At 63.9% G+C, this 22,022-nt stretch carries 19 protein-coding genes; 16 read left to right on the plus strand and 3 right to left on the minus strand.

The features are described from left to right. The first annotated feature begins 54 nt into the window (after nt 1–54). The 3 genes from repA (at nt 55) to repC (ending at nt 3,783) form a co-directional block, all read left to right on the plus strand. Nucleotides 55–1,248 (plus strand): plasmid partitioning protein RepA, encoded by a 1,194-nt coding sequence (gene repA / locus Amn_RS27550; protein ID WP_182574706.1) that lies wholly within the window; start codon nt 55–57, stop codon nt 1,246–1,248. 11 nt (nt 1,249–1,259) lie between these two features. Beyond that, nucleotides 1,260–2,315: a plasmid partitioning protein RepB gene (gene repB / locus Amn_RS27555; RefSeq protein WP_263008233.1), complete on the plus strand. Its 1,056-nt coding sequence runs from the start codon at nt 1,260–1,262 to the stop codon at nt 2,313–2,315. 259 nt (nt 2,316–2,574) lie between these two features. Continuing rightward, the gene (repC, locus tag Amn_RS27560) at nt 2,575–3,783 is read left to right on the plus strand and encodes a plasmid replication protein RepC (RefSeq protein WP_263008232.1); all 1,209 of its coding nucleotides are present in this window, start codon (nt 2,575–2,577) and stop codon (nt 3,781–3,783) included. A gap of 260 nt (nt 3,784–4,043) precedes the next feature. Here the strand turns inward: repC and Amn_RS27565 are convergent, their stop codons facing one another. Beyond that, nucleotides 4,044–5,291: a site-specific integrase gene (locus tag Amn_RS27565; RefSeq protein WP_263008231.1), complete on the minus strand. Its 1,248-nt coding sequence runs from the start codon at nt 5,289–5,291 to the stop codon at nt 4,044–4,046. Nucleotides 5,292–5,514: 223 nt separating this feature from the next. On the opposite strand from Amn_RS27565, the gene Amn_RS27570 reads away from it, so the two are divergent. Continuing rightward, a complete protein-coding gene (locus Amn_RS27570) occupies nt 5,515–6,342 on the plus strand; it encodes a methyltransferase (protein WP_286298808.1) in 828 nt (275 codons plus the stop codon). Between the two features lie 355 nt (nt 6,343–6,697). On the opposite strand, the gene Amn_RS27575 is transcribed toward Amn_RS27570, so the two are convergent. Further along, nucleotides 6,698–7,099 (minus strand): sugar-binding domain-containing protein, encoded by a 402-nt coding sequence (locus tag Amn_RS27575; RefSeq protein WP_286298809.1) that lies wholly within the window; start codon nt 7,097–7,099, stop codon nt 6,698–6,700. Between the two features lie 92 nt (nt 7,100–7,191). Further along, entirely contained in the window at nt 7,192–9,294 is a 2,103-nt protein-coding gene (locus Amn_RS27580) for a bifunctional rhamnulose-1-phosphate aldolase/short-chain dehydrogenase (protein WP_286298811.1), read from the minus strand. A 234-nt stretch (nt 9,295–9,528) separates the two neighbouring features. On the opposite strand from Amn_RS27580, the gene Amn_RS27585 reads away from it, so the two are divergent. The 12 genes from Amn_RS27585 (at nt 9,529) to Amn_RS27640 (ending at nt 21,948) form a co-directional block, all read left to right on the plus strand. Continuing rightward, entirely contained in the window at nt 9,529–10,305 is a 777-nt protein-coding gene (locus Amn_RS27585; RefSeq protein ID WP_067968385.1) for a DeoR/GlpR family DNA-binding transcription regulator, read from the plus strand. After that, nucleotides 10,302–11,711, plus strand: a complete 1,410-nt coding sequence (locus Amn_RS27590) for an FGGY-family carbohydrate kinase (RefSeq protein ID WP_286298813.1) — start codon at nt 10,302–10,304, stop codon at nt 11,709–11,711. Before Amn_RS27585 ends, Amn_RS27590 begins: the two co-directional genes overlap by 4 nt. Beyond that, nucleotides 11,708–13,222 (plus strand): sugar ABC transporter ATP-binding protein, encoded by a 1,515-nt coding sequence (locus tag Amn_RS27595; protein ID WP_067967180.1) that lies wholly within the window; start codon nt 11,708–11,710, stop codon nt 13,220–13,222. The genes Amn_RS27590 and Amn_RS27595 overlap by 4 nt, the downstream gene beginning before the upstream one ends. Then, on the plus strand, nt 13,219–14,223 hold the full coding sequence (locus Amn_RS27600) for an ABC transporter permease (protein WP_067967181.1): 1,005 nt from the start codon (nt 13,219–13,221) through the stop codon (nt 14,221–14,223). The genes Amn_RS27595 and Amn_RS27600 overlap by 4 nt, the downstream gene beginning before the upstream one ends. Nucleotide 14,224: 1 nt before the next feature. Then, on the plus strand, nt 14,225–15,172 hold the full coding sequence (locus Amn_RS27605; RefSeq protein WP_286298816.1) for an ABC transporter permease: 948 nt from the start codon (nt 14,225–14,227) through the stop codon (nt 15,170–15,172). Nucleotides 15,173–15,230: 58 nt separating this feature from the next. Beyond that, nucleotides 15,231–16,337, plus strand: coding sequence for an autoinducer 2 ABC transporter substrate-binding protein (locus tag Amn_RS27610; protein WP_067967189.1), 1,107 nt, complete (start codon nt 15,231–15,233; stop codon nt 16,335–16,337). Nucleotides 16,338–16,442: 105 nt separating this feature from the next. Beyond that, nucleotides 16,443–17,504 (plus strand): class II aldolase/adducin family protein, encoded by a 1,062-nt coding sequence (locus tag Amn_RS27615; RefSeq protein WP_067967192.1) that lies wholly within the window; start codon nt 16,443–16,445, stop codon nt 17,502–17,504. 1 nt (nt 17,505) lies between these two features. Then, nucleotides 17,506–18,783, plus strand: a complete 1,278-nt coding sequence (locus Amn_RS27620; protein ID WP_286298817.1) for an FGGY-family carbohydrate kinase — start codon at nt 17,506–17,508, stop codon at nt 18,781–18,783. Beyond that, entirely contained in the window at nt 18,783–19,619 is an 837-nt protein-coding gene (locus Amn_RS27625) for a TIGR01459 family HAD-type hydrolase (protein ID WP_286298819.1), read from the plus strand. Before Amn_RS27620 ends, Amn_RS27625 begins: the two co-directional genes overlap by 1 nt. Before the next feature lie 22 nt (nt 19,620–19,641). Further along, nucleotides 19,642–20,931 (plus strand): L-rhamnose catabolism isomerase, encoded by a 1,290-nt coding sequence (gene rhaI / locus Amn_RS27630; RefSeq protein WP_157097239.1) that lies wholly within the window; start codon nt 19,642–19,644, stop codon nt 20,929–20,931. A 12-nt stretch (nt 20,932–20,943) separates the two neighbouring features. Further along, nucleotides 20,944–21,261: an L-rhamnose mutarotase gene (gene rhaM, locus Amn_RS27635; RefSeq protein WP_067967208.1), complete on the plus strand. Its 318-nt coding sequence runs from the start codon at nt 20,944–20,946 to the stop codon at nt 21,259–21,261. Between the two features lie 3 nt (nt 21,262–21,264). Continuing rightward, nucleotides 21,265–21,948: a class II aldolase/adducin family protein gene (locus Amn_RS27640; protein WP_067967210.1), complete on the plus strand. Its 684-nt coding sequence runs from the start codon at nt 21,265–21,267 to the stop codon at nt 21,946–21,948. The last annotated feature ends 74 nt before the right edge of the window (nt 21,949–22,022 follow it).

The following is a 22,022-nucleotide window of genomic DNA, read 5'->3' on the forward strand; positions in this document are numbered from 1 at the left end:
TTGGTTGGGGCAGTTCAAGCACGGGCGGAAAACGCGAGCGACGAGGCCGAGGTCATGGCGACTGATCGTGCCATTGCGCGGGACGCCGAGATGTTGTCGGCGCAATTGCAGGCAATGCGCGACCGGCTGTTTTCGCCGACCTCGAAGAAGGTCCTGCGCAAGTTTTCGAGCGGCGAAGCCGCACGTCTGATCGGTGTCACCGACGGCTATCTGCGCCAGCTCTCTATCGCAGGCGAAGGGCCGCAGCCCGAAACCGGGGCAGGGGGGCGACGCTACTACGCACTCGACGACATCAACGGGCTGCGCCGGCATCTGGCCGAGCAGAACCCCACCAAGGCGCGCCATTATCTGCCGCGCCGCGACACCGGGCGTGGCGAACACCTTCAGGTCATCGCGGTCACCAATTTCAAGGGCGGCTCGGGCAAGACCACGACCAGCACGCACCTTGCCCAGCATCTTGCGCTGGCCGGTTACCGGGTGCTGGCGATCGATCTCGATCCGCAGGCTTCGATGTCGGCACTGCTGGGCTACCAGCCGGAACTCGATCTCGACGGCAACGACACGCTCTATGGCGCGATCCGCTATGACGAGGAGCGCCGGCCGCTGACCGACATCATCCGCCGCACCTATTTCGACGGGCTCGACTTTGTGCCCGGCAATCTTGAGCTTCAGGAGTTCGAGCATACGACGCCGCAGATGCTGGCGGCGCGGCAGGCCGGCGACAACAAGGCGATGTTCTTTGCACGTGTCCAGGAAGCGCTGCAGACCGTTGCCGACAATTACGACGTCGTCGTCATGGACTGCCCGCCGCAACTCGGCTTCCTGACCCTGTCGGCGCTGTGCGCGGCGACCTCGGTGCTGGTGACCATTCACCCGCAGATGCTCGACGTTGCCTCGATGAGCCAGTTCCTGTTCATGACCGCCGACCTTCTGTCGGTGGTGCGGGAGGCCGGCGGCGAGCTGAATTTCGATTTCATGCGCTACCTGATAACGCGCTACGAGCCCAATGACGGACCGCAGACCCAGATCGTCGGTTTCCTGCGCTCGCTGTTCGGCGATCGGGTGCTGACCGCGCCGCTGGTCAAGTCGACCGCCTTTTCGGATGCGGGCCTGACCAAGCAGACGCTTTACGAAGTGTCACGTGAGAGCTTCAGCCGTGCCACCTATGACCGCGCCATGGAGTCGTTGACAGCTGTCAACGGCGAGATCGAGAGCCTGATGCTCAAGGCATGGAACCGGGCGGCGTGAGGGAGGCTGGCATGGCATTGAACCGCAAGGATCAGCTCAAGGCGCTGTTCGGTACGGTCGAACCGGCGCCTGTGGCCGCAACTCCGACCGAGAAGGCGCCTGAGACGAAAACGGCTGAGCCGGATGCCGCGCGCCAGCGCAGCGCCTCTGGAGCCGTCAAGGCCATGGGCCTGTCGCTCGGTGGCCTGTCCAAGGAGATCGAGGAGGCACGCAGGCTCAAGGAAAGCCTCGATGCCGCCGAGCGTGTAAGCCAGGTCGACGCGTCACTGATCGAGGCGTCGTTCGTCGCCGACCGGCTCGACCATGGCGCGCAGGATCCGGATTTCGACGCGCTGGTCAGCAGCATCGAGACGTCTGGGCAGCAGGTTCCGGTGTTGCTCAGGCCGCATCCCGACAAGCCGGGGCGCTACCAGACTGCCTACGGCCATCGCCGCGTGCGCGCTGCCGGAAAGCTCGGCGTTCCCGTCCTGGCCATCGTCCGGCCGCTCTCCGACGTCGAGCTGGTGCTCGCCCAGGGTAAGGAAAACAGCGAGCGGCGTGACCTCTCCTTCATCGAGCGGGCGCTGTTCGCCCACGAGCTGATCGCCAGAGGCTTCGAGCGCGCCGTCGTTCAGGACGCGCTGTCGCTGCACAAGGCCGAGATGACGCGCTTCCTGCAGGTGGCCGACGCGGTGCCTGAACAGGTCGTACGCGCGATCGGCGCGGCCCCCAAGATCGGCCGTCCGCGCTGGATGGCACTGGCCGAGCTGCTGAAGAGCGAGGCGGCTCGCGTCAAGGCCGACGACGAGGTCACCAGCCAGCGCTTCCTTGCTGCAACGAGCGACGAACGCTTCAACATGTTGTTCATGCACCTGCAGCGCAAGACGCAGCCAATCGCCGGCGCCGTGCGCGAAATCCGCGATGGCAAGGGCAGGGCGGTTGCAAGTCTGACTGTTTCCAAGGGCAAAGCCAGGATCGATTTTCTGGAAAAGGCAGCGGATGGGTTAGCAGACTTCCTCGATGAGGAGTTGCCCAAGCTGTTGGAGAGGTTCGAACAGGAGCGTGGCCGCTCGGCCGGGCAAGGCTAGGTTTGTCCACAGCCAGCGGCACGGGCGTTTGCCTCAACGCAGCGCCACCCGCGGGTGATGGAGCGTAAAGCGTAGGTTCCAACGCGTAGAGGATCGGAAACAGAAGGATAATCGGCAAGAAAAAGGCCCCCGAAACGTTGCCATTCCGGAAGCCCTCATCAATGTAGCAATTGTGAGAGAATCATTTCCGGGCCGACTTGTCAACCACTGGACGCGTTCCGGAATGCCTTCGGCTTGCCTCGACTGAGGTAAAACAAGGATGACTGAGCATATCTCGACGACGCCCTTTGGGCGGCGGTCGTTGTCGCTTGCCATGGTGGCAGGTCAGATGGCGGCCGACAGCTGCGCGCCTGGCGCCAGCTCCAACAAATGGCAGGTGTTCCGTGCCGTCTGCGAGGCCAAGCAATTGCTTGGCGCCAGCGATCGCGCCCTTGCTGTTCTCAACGCGCTGCTGAGCTTCCATCCCGACACGGATCTCGTGGAAGGGGAGGGGCTGGTGGTATTTCCGTCCAATGCCCAGCTGGCGCTGAGGGCGCATGGCATGGCGCCGGCGACGCTCAGGCGGCATCTCTCGGTGCTCGTCGACTGCGGCCTGGTGGTGCGCCGCGACAGCCCCAATGGCAAGCGCTATGCCCGCAAAGGCTTTGACGGTGCGATCGAGCAGGCCTTTGGCTTCGACCTGACGCCGCTTCTGGCCCGTGCCGAAGAATTCGAGCGCATGGCCGAGGCAGTGAGGGCTGAGCGGCGGTCGCTTCTGCTCGTCCGCGAGCGCATCACCATCCTGCGTCGTGACATCGCCAAGATGATCGCATTCGGCCTCGAGGAGGGCATTGCGGCTGATTGGCCACGCCTGCATCTCAGTTATCGTGACATAGTGGCGGCTATTCCACGCACGGCGAGCCGGCTCGAGCTCGAACCGATTGCCGCCGATCTGGCTGCGCTTGCCCAGGAGGTACGCAAGGCGCTGGAAAGTCACGTAAAAACTGAAGAAACAAGCGCCAATGAGTCTCATTCCGAGCGCCACATACAGAATTCAAATACACACCCTTATGAATTTGAACCCGGCCTCGAAAAAGGCCAAGGGACGGCCGCTGCGGTGAAACCTGAAACCAGGAGCCAGCCGCCAACGGGTTATCCGCTTGGCATGGTGCTGCGTGCCTGCCCTGACATTGCGGACTACGCACGAAACGGCATTTCGGGCTGGGCGGATCTGGTGGAAACGGCAAATCTGGTGCGCGGCGCCCTCGGCGTCAGTCCGGATGCCTGGAACCAGGCCTGCGAGGCGATGGGGGCGGTGGATGCCGCGATCATGGTGGCGGCGATGCTGCAGAAGGGCGAGGCGATTTCCAGCCCGGGCGGCTATCTGCGTAGCCTGACGGCGAAAGCGCGGGCCGGTGAATTCTCGATCGGCCCGGTGCTCATGGCGCTGCTGCGCGGCAGGGGAGGGGTCCAGGCCAAAGCGGGATGACGCCGGGCGGGCAGAAGCTGGGTGGCAGCTGAATTCCGGTCGGGACATCGATCACTGCCTTGGGGAAGCTGCGGCGGGTAGAGGAAGCTACAACTCCGAAGCGGGCCGCGTTCTACCAGGCACAGCAATTTGCTTGGGGAGGGATCTGCGGCGGGCTACTGATATGCCGTGGCAATCGCACGCGGACCTCATCGAGGTGCTTTATGTGACCGGGGCGGCATTCTCAAATGCGTCCACTTCCGGAATTGGAGGGGACGGCGCTAGAGTCCACTCGCCTTGGTGAGATTGACGCGGAAGCGGTCGCGGCGGCGCTGGTACTTGCGGGTCATTTCTGCACTGGCATGGCCGAGTTGCTTCTGCACGTAGCGCTCCTCGACCTCGGCCGAAGAGGCAAGGCCAGCACGCAGCGAATGGCCGGCAAAAAGCCCGGTCCGTTCGGACTCGGTCAGATCGCCGCGGACGCCGGCGGCAAGGGCGGTACGTTTGACCAGACGGGCGATTTCCTGGTCGTTGAGCCGCTCGGTGCCGACCTTTTTGCCTTGACCGGTCACGCGGCGAAACAGTGGGCCATGGGAAATGCGGGCAAGGTTCAGCCAGGTCTCCAGGGCCACGACAGGGCAGGTGGAGTCGGCCGATCCACGGCCGATCTCAACCTCGCGCCAGCCGGTCTTGCCACGCAAGGTGACCAATATGCCCTTGCCGGGGAAGATCTCGATCCAGCCCGAAGAATCCTGGGTCTGATCGCGGCCGCAATCGAGGCCAACGATCTCGGAGCGGCGCAGCGCACCGGCAAAGCCGAGCAGCAGCATGGCGCGGTCGCGCAAGCCCCGCAACGTGCCGCGTTCGAGCGTCTCCAGCATGGCGATCAGATCTTCGGGCAGGAGCGCTTCCTTCTGCCGGGGAGGGCGGGCGTGGGCATTGCGGATGCCGGCCATGACGGTCGCGATGGCACGGTGTTTCCGGTCGAGCTTTTCTGTCCCGCGCTGGGCATAGTTCCAGCTCAGGGACGCGAGCCGTCGTTCGATGGTCGACACGGATTTTTTGTCGCCGATGCCGGCGCCGGAAGCGAGCGCGGTGATGTAGAGCCCGACGGTCTCGGGATCCGGCGGCATGGTGGCAAAACCCTGGCGCCGGGCCCAGTCGGAAAAGTGCTTCCAGTCGGCGGCGTAGGCGCGGCGGGTGTTGGCGGAACTGGCCGCCTTTACATAACCGCGCGCACGCTCGGCAAGCTCATCGAGCTGGCCCGGAAGGCGGCCGACGGGCGAGACTTCGTCGGACGCGAGGGCAGGAGAGGTGCCTCCGCCGTCGACGACAGCGCCGGGCTCGATGGCCGCCTCCGCCTGCCGGCCCATTGCCATCACGACATCGACAATGTCGGGCAGTTCATCGACGGAAACATCGTCATGACGGCGATTTTTACCCAGAATAGCGTTTTCAGGGCTGCTCTCTCGTCGAGGCGAACGCAGTTTGATATGGTTTTCCGGGTTTTGCTCGACGTTAGAGGCCATTTCGGCAGTAGGCCATCAAATGAATGATAATGCAACATTATCGTTCATTTGATGTGTTCGACAGGCTGTGCGCTTTAGGTGCAAAAGGCGAAGGTAACCGCACAGCTGAGATACGCTATGCCCTTCGCTTTGGGACACAATTTCTGGCCGCTGCTTGTTGGGGTTGCCACGGTTGAACCCGATCTGCTTCAACCGTGATCCTGGGGTGCGCAGGGGACGTGAGATGGTAGGTTCTGACCGGATCGACGACGTGATCGCAGCGGTGCCTCGTGCCTTGGCGCTTCGCGCCGGTTTGGACCTTGGCATCTTCACCCAGCTCGGGGACAGCGCGTTGACGGCTGACAATCTCGGAGCCCTGTTCAACATCGCCCCCGATCGTCTGTCGCGGCTCCTCTACGCGCTCGCCAGCATCGGTCTACTCGAAGTCGAGGATGGTCGATTTCGCAATGGAGCCGAAGCGTCGGCTTTTCTTGACGCATCCAAGAAGACCTATCGTGGCGGTGATCATGCGCTCTTGCGCGAGCTCTGGGGAGCCGACCTGCTGACCGCAGAGTCGCTGCGACTGAACCGGCCGGCTGCACTGCACGACTTTTCGCAAGCGGGGCCTGAGGCCGCTGCGGCATTCAGCCGAAAGCTGGCGCCAGGCGCCGTAATTTTCGGCCGATACCTGGCCCAGGAGATTGACCTCTCCGCGATCGGATCGGTGATCGACATTGGCGGAGGCCCCGGGACCACCCTCGTCGGGCTTCGCGAGCGATGGCCGCAGATCGCGGCGACACTGATGGAGCTTCCAACGGTTGCAGCGGCCGCGCCAGAAATCCTGTCGGAGTATGGTGTCGATGACGTGGTTGTCGAAGAGGGGGACATCACCGTTGCGCCATCAACCGGTCGGCACGATCTGGCGATCCTGAAAGCCGTCGTTCAGGTCCTTCCGCCTGATCAGGCACGCCGAACGCGGCGCATTGCCTCACGCCACGAGGCGAGATCGCGATTGCGGGCTGGGGTGTCGTCGACGACGACCGCCTCGGCCCGCCTGAAGGTGTCTTTCTGAACCTCACCTTCTTGAACCTTTATCGCCACGGCGAATCGTACACCGAAGGCCAGTATCGCGCGTGGATGACCGAGGCTGGATTCGGGGATATATCCAGGTCGCGCCTGGCGGACGGCTGCACGTTGTTTCGTGCGCGCCTTGCGGGCTGATCCGTCGGCTTTCACGATTGATCGGCCTGCTTTCGACCTTGCATGGCCTCAGCGCGGACTGACATCCGCCGGCGCGCCGAACGTGACGTTGGAACGCGGCGTGCAAGCATCTGCCCGGGCGCCCTCGTCGTCTTACCCGCCAGCCAATCACTTTGTTTTGGATTTGGCGGCCCGACAGCACGGAAACGTCAGATCAAGTTGCGGCCTTATGCCAGGTCGATCAGCGCTTCAGCGGTTTTCGCGCATGTGGCCAGGTGCGTTGCAAATCCACCATTCAGCGTGGCGCGAATTGCAAGCACTCTGTCAGTTCCGCACGAGGTGAGCAGGCCCATTTCCTTGCCGCGCATGTCGTCGAGCGCGATGCCGATCATGCGATGGTCGATCTCTCCGGGGATGGCCTGACCGTTCGCATCGATAAACCGTCTGCAGACGACTGCCTGTGCACCTTTTGCAAGATAGGCGTCGAGCTGCTCGAGGTTCACGACTTCGCTACGAACGACATGGCTGCCACGACCGCATGAGCCGGCCGACGAACATTGGAGACGGAAAATGCCCGACTGAAATCGACGATGACCTGCTGCCAGGCGGCAGGTCACAACTCCGGTCATCCGACCGCAGTCAAACCCCCCACGAAACCGGGAGCCGGCAGGTGCTGACTTTTTTGCCGCCCTTTTGCCGGCTCAGGGAATTCTAACGAGCACTACCTGGTGAAGCTCTGTGCGTTGCCGGCATCGACGTTGATGATGTTGCCGGTCGACTTCGCCGACATGTCGGACGCAAGGAAGTAGACCGCCTCTGCGATATCCTCGGGAAAGACCGAGCGCTTCAGCATCGAGCGCTTGCGATAGTGCTCCTCGAGGTCGTCGGGCTGCATCGAGTAGGCTGCCGCGCGTTGCTCGCGCCATTCTCCGGTCCAGATCTTTGAGCCGCGCAGCACGGCGTCAGGATTGACGGTGTTGACCCGGATCTGATGCTCCGCGCCTTCGAGCGCCAGGCAGCGCGCGAGATGGATCTCGGCCGCCTTGGCCGTGCAGTAGGCTGCTGCATTGGGTGAGGCGGCCAGTCCATTTTTCGAGGCGATGAAGACGATGTTGCCACCGATCTGCTGCCGCTTGAACAGTCGGAACGCTTCGCGCGACACCAGAAAGTAGCCCTTGGCGAGGATGTCCATGTTGCGGTTCCACATGGCGAGTTCCGTGTCCTCGATCGACGCCGAGGACGAGATGCCGGCATTCGAGACCAGGATATCCGTGCCGCCGAATTCGACCGCACTGTCGGCATAGGCCGAGGCCACGCCTGTTTCGTCGGTGACGTCGAGGCGGACCGGGCGCACGAAGTCCTTGCCGAATGCCTTGCCGAGTTCGTCATGCGCGGTGGCAAGTGCGGCCTCGTCAATGTCGGCGATGACGACGCAGGCGCCTTCGCGCAGAAGCCTGACGGCCGTCGCCTTGCCGATGCCGCCGGCACCGCCGGTGACGAAGGCGATCTGGCCTGCCAGCGACTTGGGTTTGGGCATGCGCTGCAGCTTGGCCTCCTCGAGCAGCCAGTACTCGATGTCGAAGGCTTCCTGCTCGGGCAGGCCGACATAGGTCGACACCGATGAGGCACCGCGCATGACATTGATGGCGTTGACGTAGAATTCGCTGGAGATCCTGGCCGTTGCCTTGTCTGCGGCGAAGGTGAACATGCCGACGCCTGGCATCAGGTAAACCACGGCGTTGGGGTCGCGCACGGCAGGCGAGTCTGCGTGCTTGCAGCGATCGTAATAGGCCTGGTAGCCGGCACGGTAATCGTCCAGTGCCTTGGGCAGCGCTGCAATCACTGTGTCCACATCAGCCTTCGCAGGATCGAAGTCGATCACCAGCGGCCTGATCTTGGTGCGCAGGAAATGATCTGGGCAGGAGGTGCCGAGGGCCGCGAGATCGCGCAGATGGCGCGAGTTGACAAACTCGAGCACGGCATCGCTGTCGTCAAAATGACCGAGCTTGCGCACGCCCTGCTGCGAGATCATGCCGCGGATGCGCGGCATCAGCTGTGCTGCGAAAGCCCGGCGATCGTCTGCCGGCAGCGACGTCGCGACCGCGCCGCCGAAAGCCGATTTGCCCCTTGCCTCGCTTTCGAACCAGCCGATCGCCTTGTTGATGGTGTCGATGGTGGTGGAATAGCACGCCTTGGGCGTGTCGCCCCAGGTAAACAGGCCATGGCTTTCGAGCACGACGCCCTTGGCCGAAGGGTTCTCCAGGCAGAATTTTTCGAGCCAGAGCCCGAGTTCGAAGCCCGGGCGCTTCCACGGCAGCCAACCGATCTCGTCGCCGAAGATTCTTGATGTCAGAGCCTGTGAATCCTTGGCGGCCGCGATCGCGATGATCGCGTCGGGATGCATGTGGTCGACGTAAGCCCTTGGAACATAGGCGTGAAGCGGTGTGTCGATGGAGGCAGCGCGCGGGTTGAGATTGAAGGTGCAGTGCGGCAGGTAGCCGACCATCTCGTCCTCATGGGCGAGGCCACGATAGAGCCCCTTCAGCGCGCGCAGCTTGTCCATATAGAGCGTAGCGAAACCGTCGAGCTTGATCGACGCGCTGTCGCCGCCCGAACCCTTGACCCACAGAACCTCGACTTCTGTGCCCGTCAGCGGGTCCTTCTGCATGATCTTGGACGAGGTGTTGCCGCCACCATAGTTGGTGACACGCTTGTCCGAGCCCAGGATGTTGGAGCGATAGACCAGCCGCTCCGGCTCGCTCATGGCGGCCGCCCTGGCGTCGTCCCACAGATTTGCAAGCCGCGTGGCGTTGGTGTCGGGCATGTCGGATTCCTCCCGGCGCGAGATCGGGCGCCGCTCTCGTTTGGCCGTAAAATCAGGCCAAGCCGTGCGGTTTGTCAATCGCAAAAAGATTGAAGTTGATCATTGTGCGCCGCATCATGATCTAGTTGCAGCGCGATATGAGCTATTTTCGTCACAATTCGCTTGCGCATCAATTGGATTTGCGTAAGTTAGCTCATGGCACTGCCTTTTCGCGAAGCCATGGGAGGTGTTTTCGTGAACGACCTGGTCCGCCAGCGACAGATCGTCGAGCTTTTGCGCGACCGGCCCTTTGCGTCGGTGCGTGATCTGCAAGAGCATCTAGGCGTTTCCGCAGCCACCGTGCGGCGTGACATCGACAAGATCGACGAGGCCGGCGGTGCCCGCAAGGTCTATGGCGGCATCTCGGCACTTGATGGCGCGGCGCAAGGCACGGCGTTTGCGCGGCCTTATGACGAGAACCGTGATCTGGCCGTCGAGCCCAAGCGCCTGATCGCCGAACTGGCCGCGACCATGGTTGCGGACGGAGACGCGGTCATCGTCAACGGCGGTTCGACTTGCTTCCATCTCGGCGTCAAGCTGGCCGACCGCAATGTCCGCCTGTTCACCAACTCCATGCCTTTGGCGGGTTATCTCGGCGAGCACGGCAAGTGCAGCCTGACATTGGCGGGCGGCGAATTGCATCGCGAGCCAAGGGTCATCTATTCGCCGTCGCAGCCGATCAATTTCTATGCCTCCAAGTTCTTCCTCGGCGCGCAGGGCATAAGCCCGGACGGCCTGCTCGAATCGCATCCGCTGATGGTGCGCTCGATCCAGGAGCTCAGTCACAACGCCGACCAGATCGTCGTCCTCGCCGACAGCCGCAAGTTCACTATCCATGCGCGCAACGTCGCCCTGCCGCTGACACGGCTGGCCATGGTCATCACCGATGACGGCCTGTCTGATCAGCATGCCAAGATGCTCGAGGGCGCGGGTATCGCACTGCGCATCGCGTCCAACGGGGGCGGGGCATGAGCGGGGCGCTGGCGGTCTTCGATCTCGGCAAGACGAACTCCAAGCTGTTCGTGTTCTCGCCCGATGGCACGCTGCTCGACGAACGCCGCACCAAGCCGGACTGGCATAGTTATCGCGGAAAGAGCGTGCTCGACGACGAGCGCCTGTTTTCCTGGATGAACCATGAGCTGGCCGAGGTTGCAGCGGCCCATGACGTGACCCGGATGATGGTCTCCGCTCACGGATGCGCTTTTGCGCTGGTGCGCGGCAATGAGCTGCTGCATCCGATCCTGGACTATGAACAGGAACTGCCGGAGGCGATTGCCGGCAAGATCGACCCGATCCTGCCAAACTTCTCCGAGACCTACACGCCCTGGCTGCCGCTGGGCTTCTCCATCGCCCGTCATATCTACTGGCTTGAGGTCGAAGAACCCGAAGCGTTCGCCTCCACGGAGGCGATCCTGTGCTATCCGCAATATTGGGTCTGGCGCTTCAGCGGGCGCAAGCTTTCCGAATGGTCCTATCTCGGTGCGCACAGCCAGCTTTGGGCACCGCTCGAGCGAGACTACAGCTCGCTGGTCGAGCGGCTCGGCTGGCGTGATCGCTTCCCCGCGATAGCGCCGGCAGGTGCGATCGTCGGAGAGGCCAGCGTCACCATGGCGGATGGCAGCACCCGGGCGATCGCCGTGCATAACGGCGTGCATGATTCCAACGCGGCGCTGGCCTATTACCGCATGACCGGGCTGCACGACTTCACGCTGGTTTCGACCGGCACCTGGGTCATCATCATCAATCTCGACTGTCCGCTCGGCGCGCTCGACCAGGAGCGCGACATGATCGCCAATGTGACGGTCAATGGTGAACCGGCGCCGTCGCTGCGCTTCATGGGCGGGCGCGAATACGACCTCATCAGCGACAACTGGAACAAGTCGATCTCACAGGCCGCAGTCGAGCGCGTGATGGAGCGTGGCATCTTCGCCATGCCGTCATGGGCGGCCGGCGGACCTTTCCCCGAGACGAAGGGACATATCGTCGGCGGCGACGTCAGCGGCGAGGAGAGGGCGGCGGTCGCCGCACTCTATGTCGCCATGATGACCGACCTGTCGCTCGACCTGATCAAGTCGGAAAATCTCCTGGTCATCGACGGTGGCCTGGCGAAGATCGACCTGTTCACCGCCATGCTGGCGCAATTGCGCCCGACGCAGACGGTCGTGCGTTCGATGATGAGCGAAGGGTCGGCAACGGGCGCCGCGGCACTGGCCTTCAAGGCGCTTGGCCTGAAGCCGTTCGGAGACGAGACCGTGCCGGTGTCGGCGAGCCAGATTCCCGGTCTCGACACTTACCGCGCTCGCTGGCGCGAACTGGCCGACGGCGCGCGCGCCGCTGCCAGGGCGGCAAGGCCTGATGCGAAGGAGGCGAGCCGATGAGCAATTCGACCGCCTATGTCAGCCTCACCGGCATGTCCAAGTCCTTCGGCGGCGTGAAGGTGCTGAAGGACGTCAGCTTCGACGTCCGCCCCGGCGAGGTGCATGCGCTGCTGGGCGAAAACGGCGCCGGCAAGTCGACTTTGATCAAGATGATGTCCGGCCTCTATACGCCAGACGCCGGCACCATCACCGTTGACGGCAGGGAGTTGAAATTCTCCACGACGCGCGACGCCGGCGCGGCGGGCATTGCCACCGTCTACCAGGAGCTGCTTTTGTTTCCCGAGCTGTCGGTGGCGGAAAACGTCTTCCTCGGCAACTATCCGCGCACGGCCACGGGCATCATCGACTGGGCCGAGGTGCGCCGCCGTACCCGCGATCTGCTCGACCAGCTCGACACATTCGACCTCGACGTCGACACCAAGGTTCTGAGCCTGTCGGTCGCCCAGCGCCAGCGCGTCGAGATCGCCAAGGCGCTGAGCAAGAATGCCCGCATCCTGATCATGGACGAGCCGACCGCGTCGCTGGTCGAGTCCGATGTCCAGCGGCTTATGGCAGTCGTCAGGCAGTTGCGCGAACGTGGAGTCGGCATCGTTTATGTCAGCCATCGCATGCCCGAGATCTTTGCGCTCGCCGATCGCGTGACCGTGCTGCGCGACGGCGCCCATGTCGCCACCAGGGACATCGGCGAGGTCGACGAGAACCAGCTCGTGTCGATGATGGTCGGCCGCTCGATCGAAAGCCTGTTCCCGAAAGCGCAGGCCAGCATCGGCGGCACCGTGCTTCGGGTGACGAAGCTCAATCACGGCCGTCATGTGCGCGACATCTCGTTTGCTTTGAGGCGCGGCGAAATCCTCGGCATTGCCGGTCTGGTCGGCAGCGGTCGAACCGAACTTGCACTGACCCTGTTCGGCATGACGCCGGCAACGTCGGGTGAGATCGAAATGGAAGGCAAGGCGGTGCGCATCGGATCGCCACGCCAGGCGCGCGATCTGGGCATCGCCTATGTGCCGGAGGACCGGGGCCTGCAGGGTCTCGTCAAGGCCATGGCCATCCGCAAGAACGTCTCGATGGCAACCATCGAGCGGCTGTCGTCGGGCATTTTCATCAAGGCCGGCGAGGAGGCACAGCGCGCGCTGGACGCGGTCAAGCGGCTCAGCATCCGCTGCCGCAACATCGGTCAGCCGGTCGGCGAACTCTCTGGCGGCAACCAGCAGAAGGTGGTCATCGCCAAATGGCTGGAGACCATGCCCAAGGTGCTGATCCTCGACGAACCGACGCGCGGCGTCGATGTCGGGGCCAAGGCCGAAATCCACACCATTATGGGAGAGCTCGTGAAACAGGGCGTGGCCATCATCATGATTTCGAGCGAGCTGCCTGAGGTGCTCGGCATGAGCGACCGCGTGCTGGTGATCAGCGGCGGCCAGATCACCGGCGAGATCGACCGCGCCGACGCCACGCCCGAGCGCGTCGGCGCCGCCATGACCGCGCATCGCAGCGGTGAGGCGGCATGATGACGACGACCGTCGAAGCGACCGCCCGCTCACGCACGGCCCCTCAGCGCCCCGGCTTCTTCAAGCGGCTTTTCGCCGAATACGGCCAGGAGATTGTGGTGCTTGCCGCCATCGTCGTCCTGTTTGCCGTGGTCACGATGGTCAATCCGCGCTTCATCAGCGCCAACAATCTGACCACCATCTTCTCCGGCAATGCCTATATCGCGGTTGCCGCCATCGGCATGGCGATGGTCATCGTCACCGGCAACATCGACGTTTCGGTCGGCGCGCTGATCGGCGTGCTCGCGACAATCTCGGGGTCGCTTGCGGTCGCGGGCTATCCGATCTGGTTCGCCTGGCTGGCGCCGGTTGTTGTCGGCATGGCGGTCAATGCCATCATCGGCATCCTCGTTGCTTATGCGAGGATACCATCCATCGTCGTGACGCTCGGCGCGCTGTCCATTCTTCGCGGCGGCCTGATCAGCGTCACCGGCGGTACCTGGATCACCGACCTGCCGCCCGACTACCTGATCGCCCAGAAGCAGATCTTCGGACTGCCGGTGCCGCTGGTGTTCATGGTGGTGCTGACGCTGCTTGCCGCATTCTGGATGCGCTATACCGCCTTCGGCCGCTCGCTCTATGCCATCGGCGGCAATGCCGAGGCGGCCCTTGCCACCGGCATCCCGATTGCGCGCCGAACCGTCGCCGTCTTCGTCATCCACGGCGCCTTTGCCGGTCTTGCAACAATCCTGTTCGCCACCCAGTTGCAGGTCATCCAGTCGACCGTACCACCGAATCTCGAGCTGACCGTCATCACAGCTGCCGTCATCGGCGGCGTGTCGATCCTCGGTGGTTCGGGCACGGTGATCGGCTCGACGCTGGCGACCATCCTGTTCGCCACCATCGGATCGGCGCTGATCTTCGTCAACGTCTCGGCCTACTGGCTGCGCGCCGTCATCGGCCTGCTGATCCTGGCAACCGTTTTGGCCGACATGCTGCGCCGTCGCGGCAGAGGGGCATGAGATGAAGCTGAAATCCCTCATCCGTCACGAAACCTTCCTGGCCCTGCTGCTGGTCGTCGTCCTGATCGTCCTGTCGTTCCAGTCGGACCGCTTCTTCACAGTCGACAACCTGCTCAACCAGGGGCGGCTGATGACCGAGATCGGGCTGATCGCGATCGCCATGACCTTCGTCATCGCTACCGGCGGTATCGACCTGTCGGTTGGCTCGATCCTTGGCCTGACGGCGATCCTGACCGGTGTGTTCTGGCAGAATGTTGGCCTGCCACTGCCGGTCGCGGCTACCGCCGCCATTGCAGCGGGAACCTTTGCCGGCTTCGTCAACGGGGTCATCATCACGCGCTTCCGCGTGCCACCGCTGATCGCCACGCTGGCCACGCTCGCACTTTATCGCGGCCTCGCCGAGGGTATCAGCCAGGCACGCTCGGTGCGCGGCTATCCCGAATGGTTCTACGTGCTGGGTCAGAAGGACGTGCTCGGCGTGCCGACGCAACTGTGGGTCCTGCTGTTCGCGGCCGTCGTTGCCTCGGTCATCCTTGCCTATACGACATGGGGCCGCACGGTCTACGCGGTCGGTTCCAACGAGGTCGCCAGCCGTTTCTCCGGCCTGTCGGTCGAGAAGACCAAGTTGGCGCTCTACACCGCGTCGGGCTTCGCCGCAGCCGTTGCCGCCGTCATCTTCGTCTCCCGCGTCTCTACGACGCGCTCCGACATGGGCACCGGCATCGAGCTCGACGCCATCACCGCGGTGGTGCTTGGCGGTACTTCGATCTTCGGTGGGCGCGGAACGATCATCGGCACCATCATCGGACTTTGCCTGATCCAGGCGCTGAAGAACGGCCTGTCGCTTGCCGGCATCAAGGGTGACGGCACGATCATGCTGATCGGCGCGGTACTTATACTGGCGATCCTCGCCAGCAACCTCTTCGAGAGGAGCGGCACTCGAACCTAGGGAGAGCAACGTCCTTCACTGCCGCTCTACAGTGTCCGGACGATCAATGGAGGATGGAATGCGTAACGTAGTACTTTCCGCGCTCTTGGCCTTGTCGTTCTCGACAAGCCTCAGCAATGCCCAGTCTGTCTGGACGGGCGGCGACGACCTGCCGACCAACCCGCTGGCCTGCGACGCCACGCCCGCGACCGCAGCCGCCAAGCCTTATGACGGCGGCCAGCCGACCAACGCGCCCGACCGCAAAGGCAAGACGATCAAGGTCGTCGACGTGCCGAAACTGGTCGGCATCGGCTACTTCAACGCCACGTCCAAGGGCATTGCCGACGCCGCCAAGGAAATGGGCTCGATGGACGCCAAGACCGACGGTCCGTCCAAGGCCAATATCGACGACCAGATCACGCTGATCGACAACTACATCACCTCGGGCGTCGACGGCATCCTGTTCGCCGCCAACGATCCGGTCGCCATCGCCCCCGTGCTGAAGAAGGCGCTCGGCGCCGGCATCAACGTCGTCGGCTACGACGCCAACTCGTCGCCCGACGCTCGCCAGTGGTTCGTCAACCAGGCCGAGTTCAACGGCATTGCCAAGGCGATGGTCGACTCGATGGCCGCCGAGATCGGCGATGAAGGTGCCTTCGCGATCGTCACCTCGACCTTCACCACGCCGAACCAGGCGCGCTGGATCGCCGAGATGGCCGCCTACCAGGCCAAGTGCCATCCCAAGATGAAGTGGCTCGAAACGGTCGAGGCGCAGGAAGACAACATCCTGTCCTTCAACCAGTCGAACACGCTCATCAACAAGTATGGCGACGAGCTCAAGGGCATCTTCGGCATGACCAGTGTGGCAACGCCGGCCGCTGCCGACGCCGTAACCCAGGCCAAGAAGTGCGGCAGCGTCGCCGTCGTCGGCCTCGCCACGCCGAACGCGATGAAGCCCTATGTCGGTGCCGGTTGCGTCAAGTCGGTGGTGCTCTGGAACCCGGTCGACCTCGGCTATGCCGCGGCCTACGTGCTGCGCGCGGTTGCCGACGGCACTTTGGCTCCCGGTGCGACCTCGGTGAAGGCTGGCAAGCTCGGCGATCTCTCCGTTATCAACGGCTCGGAGATCCTGCTCGGCGCGCCGACCGTCTTCAACAAGGACAACATCAACAACTTCGACTTCTGAGATCGAAACGGGAGACGGCCATCCCCCCGGTCGTCTTCTGATTTCGGGGTTGGCCGGCAGTGCGCTGCCGGCCAACTTCACCCCGCATTTGAAAGGACCGCCGCCATGCCAGAAGCGGCCGGCTGGCAAGCCGAACTCGAACAGCTGAAAGCCGTCTCTGCCCGCATCGGCGGCGACCCGCTGCTGACGCAGGGCGCCGGCGGCAACACCTCGCTCAAGGTCGGCGGTACGCTCTGGATCAAGGCCTCCGGCACCTGGCTGGCGCATGCGCTGGAGCGCGACATCATGGTGCCGGTGGAAATGGCACCATTGATCGCGGCCGTCGAGGCAATCGATCCCGCTGCCGAACAGGCGCATCAGTTCACCATCGCTGCTCTCAACAGCTCGGGCCTGCGGCCGTCCATCGAGACGACGGTGCATGCGCTGATGCCGCAGCGCGTGGTTCTGCACGTTCATTGCGTCGACACCATTGCGCAGGCCGTGCGCGATGACTGCGTCCAACAGGTTGGCCCGCGCCTCGCGGGGTTGAACTGGGCTTGTGTGCCTTATGCGCGGCCGGGCTTGCCGCTGGCGCTCGCCATCTCGGAACATCGCGGCCAGCGGCCCGACGTGCTGATCCTTGGCAATCATGGTCTCGTCGTCGCGGCCGATACGGTGGCGGGGGCGGAGGCCTTGCTTGAGGATGTCAAGGCGAGGCTGCGTGTTGCACCGCGCAGCGCTCCTGCGCTCGATGCTGCTCGCCTCGCTCAACTCGCCGACGGTACGAATTATCGCCTTCCGTCGGCCGATGCCGCGCATGCCGCTGCGACCGACCCCGTGAGCCTGGACCTGGCGGCCAAGGGCAGCCTTTACCCGGACCACGTGATCTTCCTTGGAACCGGCTCCGTCATCGCCCGTGACGGAGAAGACGTCGCTGCAGTGGTCGCACGCTTGGGCACGTCGCCGGTCTCGATCCTGTTTCCCGGAACGGGTATACTGATGCGCAGGGATGCGACGCCGGGCGCCGATGCTATGGCCCGCTGCCTCGCCGATGTCCTGGCACGCGTCCCGGACAATGCGCCGGTACGGGTGCTGACACCGGAAGAGCATCTGCAGCTGACCGACTGGGATGCCGAGAAGTACCGGCAGGACCTCGCCCGCAAGGCCGCGGCCAAGAAGATCGCCTGAGATGAGTACCCCGCTCGCCATCGGCATCGACCTCGGCACGTCAGGTGCGCGCGCCGTGGTGATGACGCCCGGCTTCGAGATCGTGGCGCAGGGCGCGGCCAAACTCGCGGACTTCGGCGCCAACCCGCGCGACCCGAAAATCTGGTGGCAGGCTGTCGAGGTGGCGTTGAAGGCTGTGCTTGTCCAGGTCGACCGCACCTGGGTCCATGCCATTGCCGTCGATGCCACCTCCGGCACGCTGCTGCCTGTCGACGGCCAGGGTGTGCCGCTCGCCGAACCGCTGATGTATGACGACAAGGTCGGTGATGAGGCGTTGCTGGCCCGCATCGCCGCCGTCATCCCGGCCGAAAGCGCGGCCCACGGCACCACGTCGGGTCTGGCCAAGGCGCTGGTCTTCCAATCCGTGCCCGGCGTCGCAAAAATCTTGCACCAGGCCGACTGGATCGCGGGACGCCTCGCCGGCCATTTCGGTACCACCGACGAAAACAATGCGCTGAAGACCGGCTACGATCCGATCGACCGGCATTGGCCGGACTGGCTCGCTGCAGCTGGGCTCAGGACCGCACTTCTGCCACGCGTGGTGGCGCCGGGCGCGCCGATCGAAACCATCGAGCCAGCCATGGCCAAGGCCCTCGGCCTGAGCGAAGAGGTCGAGATCATCGCCGGCACCACCGATGGTTGCGCCTCGTTCCTGGCGACCGGCGCCGACAGGCCGGGCGACGGCGTCACGGCGCTCGGCTCGACGCTGACGCTTAAGCTGCTGTGTGACCGGCCGATCTTCGCGCCCGAATTCGGCATCTATAGCCACCGCCTCAATGGCATGTGGCTCGCCGGCGGCGCCTCCAACAGCGGCGGCAAAGTCTTGTCCCACTTCTTTTCCGCAGATGAGATCGTACGGCTGTCCGCCGCCATCGACCCTGATGTTTCGACCGGTCTCGATTTCTACCCGTTGCTCGAACCGGGCGAGCGCTTTCCGGTGCTTGATCCCGCCTGGCCGCCAAGGCTCACGCCGCGCCCTGCCGATGATGCGGGCTTCCTGCAGGCCATGCTCGAGGGCATCTCCACCATCGAGAAGCTCGGTTATGACAGGTTGGCCGAACTCGGTGCGCCGCCTCTGCAGTCCATGCGTAGCCTCGGCGGCGGGGCATCCAACCCAGCCTGGACCGCGATCCGCCAGAACAGGCTCGGCGTGCCGTTCCCGCCGGCGCATTCCCAGGAGGCCGCCGCCGGCACCGCACGACTGGCGCTCATCGGCCTCGAAGCCGTGGGAGACCTGTGATGTCCGCACTCCAGCTTGCAGGCATTCGCGATCTGGCCGAGCGGTTCGACGTCTTCATCCTCGATCAGTTCGGCGTGTTGCACGACGGCGTGGCGCCTTACTCTGGCGCGGTCGAGACGTTGGTGCGGCTGCAGGAGCTTGGCAAGCGGACGCTGCTTCTGTCCAATTCGGGCAAACGTTCGGCGCCCAACGAGGCACGGCTTGCCAGGCTCGGTTTCGTGCCCGGCAGCTGGGGTCATTTTCTCTCCTCGGGCGAGGTCGCCTGGCGGAGCCTGCGCAAGCAGCTCGGCAGCGAAGCAGGCCTGCGCTGCTTGCTCATAGCCCGCGATGGCGACCGGTCCGCCGTCGAAAACCTGCCGCTGACCTTGGTCGAACCCGGCGAAGAGGCCGACATCGTCCTGCTCTCTGCCAGCGAGGGCGACCGTTTCGACCTCGACCACTACCGCCGGCTGCTCCAGCCCGCCGCCGCGCGCGGCGCAAGGTGCCTGTGCACCAATCCCGACAAGATCATGCTGACCTCGGTCGGACCGCGCTTCGGCGCCGGACGCATCGCCGAACTCTACGCCGAGCTTGGCGGTGCGGTGACCTGGATCGGCAAGCCGTTTCCCGAAATCTACGCTGCTGCGCTCGACATGCTCGGCAATCCCGACCCGGTGCGCGTCGTCTGCGTCGGCGACAGCATCGAGCACGACATATCAGGTGGGCAAGGGGTTGGGCTGCGGACCGCCCTTGTCATGACCGGTGTTCTCGAGACGAGCAGTCAGGCCGAGCGTGAACGGCTGTTCGCCGAACATGGCGCTATTCCTAACTTTCTTGTGCGGACATTTGCGTGGTGAGGCCGCGCAAGAGGAGGATATGATGGAAACGATGATATCGGGCGGCGCCGTTGAAAAGAGCAACGCCGACAGGGAGAAAGCCCTGCGCGCCGATTACGCGTCGCTCGGCGCGCAGCTCGACCGGCGCGGCATCGCCATCGACGCCATTCTTGCCAAGGTCGAGGCCTTCGGCGTCGCAATCCCGTCCTGGGGCGTCGGCACCGGCGGCACCCGTTTTGCCCGCTTTCCCGGCCAGGGCGAACCGCGCGACGTGTTCGACAAGGTCGAGGATTGCGCCGTCATCAACCAGCTGACGCGGGCGACGCCGACCGTCTCGCTGCATATCCCTTGGGACAAGGCCGACGCCAGCAGGTTGAAGCAGGCCGCGGCCCGTTTCGGCCTCGGCTTCGATGCGATGAATTCGAACACCTTCTCCGACGCGTCGGGGCAGAGGCAGTCCTACAAGTTCGGTTCGCTCAGCCACGCAGACCCAGCCGTCCGCCGCCAGGCGGTCGAGCACAACATCGAGTGCATTGAAATCGGCAAGACCCTGGGGTCGAAGGCGCTGACGGTGTGGATCGGCGATGGCTCGAACTTCCCCGGCCAGGTCAATTTCGCCCGGGCTTTCGAGCGTTATCTCGACGCGATGAAGGACATCTATGCGGCGCTGCCAGGCGACTGGCGACTGTTCACCGAGCACAAGATGTACGAGCCGGCCTTCTATTCGACCGTCGTGCAGGATTGGGGCACCAACTACATCATATCAAAGGAACTGGGCGACAAGGCCTATTGCCTCGTCGACCTTGGCCATCACGCCCCCAACGTCAACATCGAAATGATCGTCTCCCGGCTGATCCAGTTCGGCAAGCTGGGTGGGTTCCACTTCAACGACTCGAAATATGGTGACGACGATCTCGATGCCGGATCGATCGACCCCTATCGCCTGTTCCTGGTCTTCAACGAACTGGTCGACGCCGAGCTTTCCGGCGCCAAGGATTTTCACCCTGCGCACATGCTCGACCAGAGCCACAACGTCACCGACCCGATCGAAAGCCTGATGCTGTCGGCCGTCGAGGTTCAGCGGGCCTATGCCGCCGCACTGCTGGTCGACCGCAAGGCGCTCGAAGGCTTTCAGGAAGACAATGACGCACTGATGGCGACGCAGACGCTGAAGGCGGCCTACCGTACTGATGTCGAGCCGATCCTTGCCATGGCGCGGCTGAACCGGGGCGGCGCCATCGATCCGGTCGCAGCCTACCGTGCCAGCGGTTACCGCCAGAAGGTCGCGGCCGAGCGGCCGGCGTCGGTCGGCGGTGGCGGCGGCATCGTCTGAGGGGGTCAGGACATGCCCGAGCGCATCGCCTTCCGCATGGTCCTCAATCCGGGCCAGGCCGCCGAGTACGAGAAACGCCACGACGAGATCTGGCCGGAGCTCAGTGCTGCGCTACGCGAAGCGGGCGTGTCCGACTACACGATCTGGCTCGATCCCGAGACCAATCACCTGTTCGCCACGCTGGTCCGCACCGATGACCACGATATGGACAGGCTGCCGCAAACCGAGGTCAACCGCCGCTGGTGGGACTTCATGGCCGACACCATGCAGTACACCGACCGCGACGAGCCGCTGGTCGTGCCGCTGCGCAAGGTTTTTCATCTGGAGTAGACAATGACTGACAAGGCACTGCGCGAGGAGATGGTGTCGATCTGCCGGCGCATGAATTCGAGCGGTATCAACCAGGGCACGGCAGGCAACCTTTCGGTGCGGTCGGGCCGCAGCTTCCTCATCACCCCGTCGGGTATGCCTTACGATATCATGGGCCCTGATGACATCGTCGAGATGGATTTCGACGGCACCTATGTCGGCCGCCGCCCGTCATCGGAATGGCGTTTCCACCGCGACATACTCAAGGCGCGCGAGGACATCAGCGTCGTTCTGCATTGCCATTCGGTCTATGCGACGACGCTCGCCTGCCACCACAGGACCATTCCGTCGTTCCATTACATGACCGGCGTTGCCGGCGGCACCACCATCCGCTGTGCCGCCTATGCCACCTTCGGCACCCAGGCGCTGTCGGACAACGCGCTTGTTGCGCTGAAGGATCGGCTTGCCTGCCTGCTCGGCCAGCACGGCCAGATCTCGCTCGGCACCAACCTCGAACACGCACTGTGGCTGGCGATCGAAGTGGAGACGCTGTCGCGCATGTATGTCCAGGCGCTAATGCTCGGTGAGCCGCCGGTCCTTTCCGACGAGGAGATGGGGAGGGTGATCGATCAGATGCGCCGCATGAGCTATGGCCTGGCACCCGACGCCGAAGGCACCAACGACGTGGCGCGTCCACGCGAGGGCTGAGCGGCATTTCGGCTGAGGTACTCGCCGAGTATGTCGAGCGAGACGGACACACCGACTCGCGGCTGACGCCGGCC

This window comes from Aminobacter sp. Y103A (assembly GCF_030294925.1).
GTDB classification, from domain to species: domain Bacteria; phylum Pseudomonadota; class Alphaproteobacteria; order Rhizobiales; family Rhizobiaceae; genus Aminobacter; species Aminobacter ciceronei.

Excerpts from the sequence above, each read along its gene's own strand:
- repA (WP_182574706.1), top strand. The coding sequence starts at position 55 with ATGGCGACTGATCGTGCCATTGCGCGGGACGCCGAGATGTTGTCGGCG.
- Amn_RS27625 (WP_286298819.1), top strand. The coding sequence starts at position 18,783 with ATGTCCGCACTCCAGCTTGCAGGCATTCGCGATCTGGCCGAGCGGTTC.
- Amn_RS27640 (WP_067967210.1), top strand. The coding sequence starts at position 21,265 with ATGACTGACAAGGCACTGCGCGAGGAGATGGTGTCGATCTGCCGGCGC.
- repB (WP_263008233.1), top strand. The coding sequence starts at position 1,260 with ATGGCATTGAACCGCAAGGATCAGCTCAAGGCGCTGTTCGGTACGGTC.
- Amn_RS27610 (WP_067967189.1), top strand. The coding sequence starts at position 15,231 with ATGCGTAACGTAGTACTTTCCGCGCTCTTGGCCTTGTCGTTCTCGACA.
- Amn_RS27615 (WP_067967192.1), top strand. The coding sequence starts at position 16,443 with ATGCCAGAAGCGGCCGGCTGGCAAGCCGAACTCGAACAGCTGAAAGCC.
- Amn_RS27580 (WP_286298811.1), bottom strand. The coding sequence starts at position 9,294 with ATGCCCGACACCAACGCCACGCGGCTTGCAAATCTGTGGGACGACGCC.
- rhaM (WP_067967208.1), top strand. The coding sequence starts at position 20,944 with ATGCCCGAGCGCATCGCCTTCCGCATGGTCCTCAATCCGGGCCAGGCC.
- Amn_RS27575 (WP_286298809.1), bottom strand. The coding sequence starts at position 7,099 with ATGACCGGAGTTGTGACCTGCCGCCTGGCAGCAGGTCATCGTCGATTT.
- rhaI (WP_157097239.1), top strand. The coding sequence starts at position 19,642 with ATGGAAACGATGATATCGGGCGGCGCCGTTGAAAAGAGCAACGCCGAC.
- Amn_RS27605 (WP_286298816.1), top strand. The coding sequence starts at position 14,225 with ATGAAGCTGAAATCCCTCATCCGTCACGAAACCTTCCTGGCCCTGCTG.
- repC (WP_263008232.1), top strand. The coding sequence starts at position 2,575 with ATGACTGAGCATATCTCGACGACGCCCTTTGGGCGGCGGTCGTTGTCG.
- Amn_RS27600 (WP_067967181.1), top strand. The coding sequence starts at position 13,219 with ATGATGACGACGACCGTCGAAGCGACCGCCCGCTCACGCACGGCCCCT.
- Amn_RS27590 (WP_286298813.1), top strand. The coding sequence starts at position 10,302 with ATGAGCGGGGCGCTGGCGGTCTTCGATCTCGGCAAGACGAACTCCAAG.
- Amn_RS27565 (WP_263008231.1), bottom strand. The coding sequence starts at position 5,291 with ATGGCCTCTAACGTCGAGCAAAACCCGGAAAACCATATCAAACTGCGT.
- Amn_RS27570 (WP_286298808.1), top strand. The coding sequence starts at position 5,515 with ATGGTAGGTTCTGACCGGATCGACGACGTGATCGCAGCGGTGCCTCGT.
- Amn_RS27595 (WP_067967180.1), top strand. The coding sequence starts at position 11,708 with ATGAGCAATTCGACCGCCTATGTCAGCCTCACCGGCATGTCCAAGTCC.
- Amn_RS27620 (WP_286298817.1), top strand. The coding sequence starts at position 17,506 with ATGAGTACCCCGCTCGCCATCGGCATCGACCTCGGCACGTCAGGTGCG.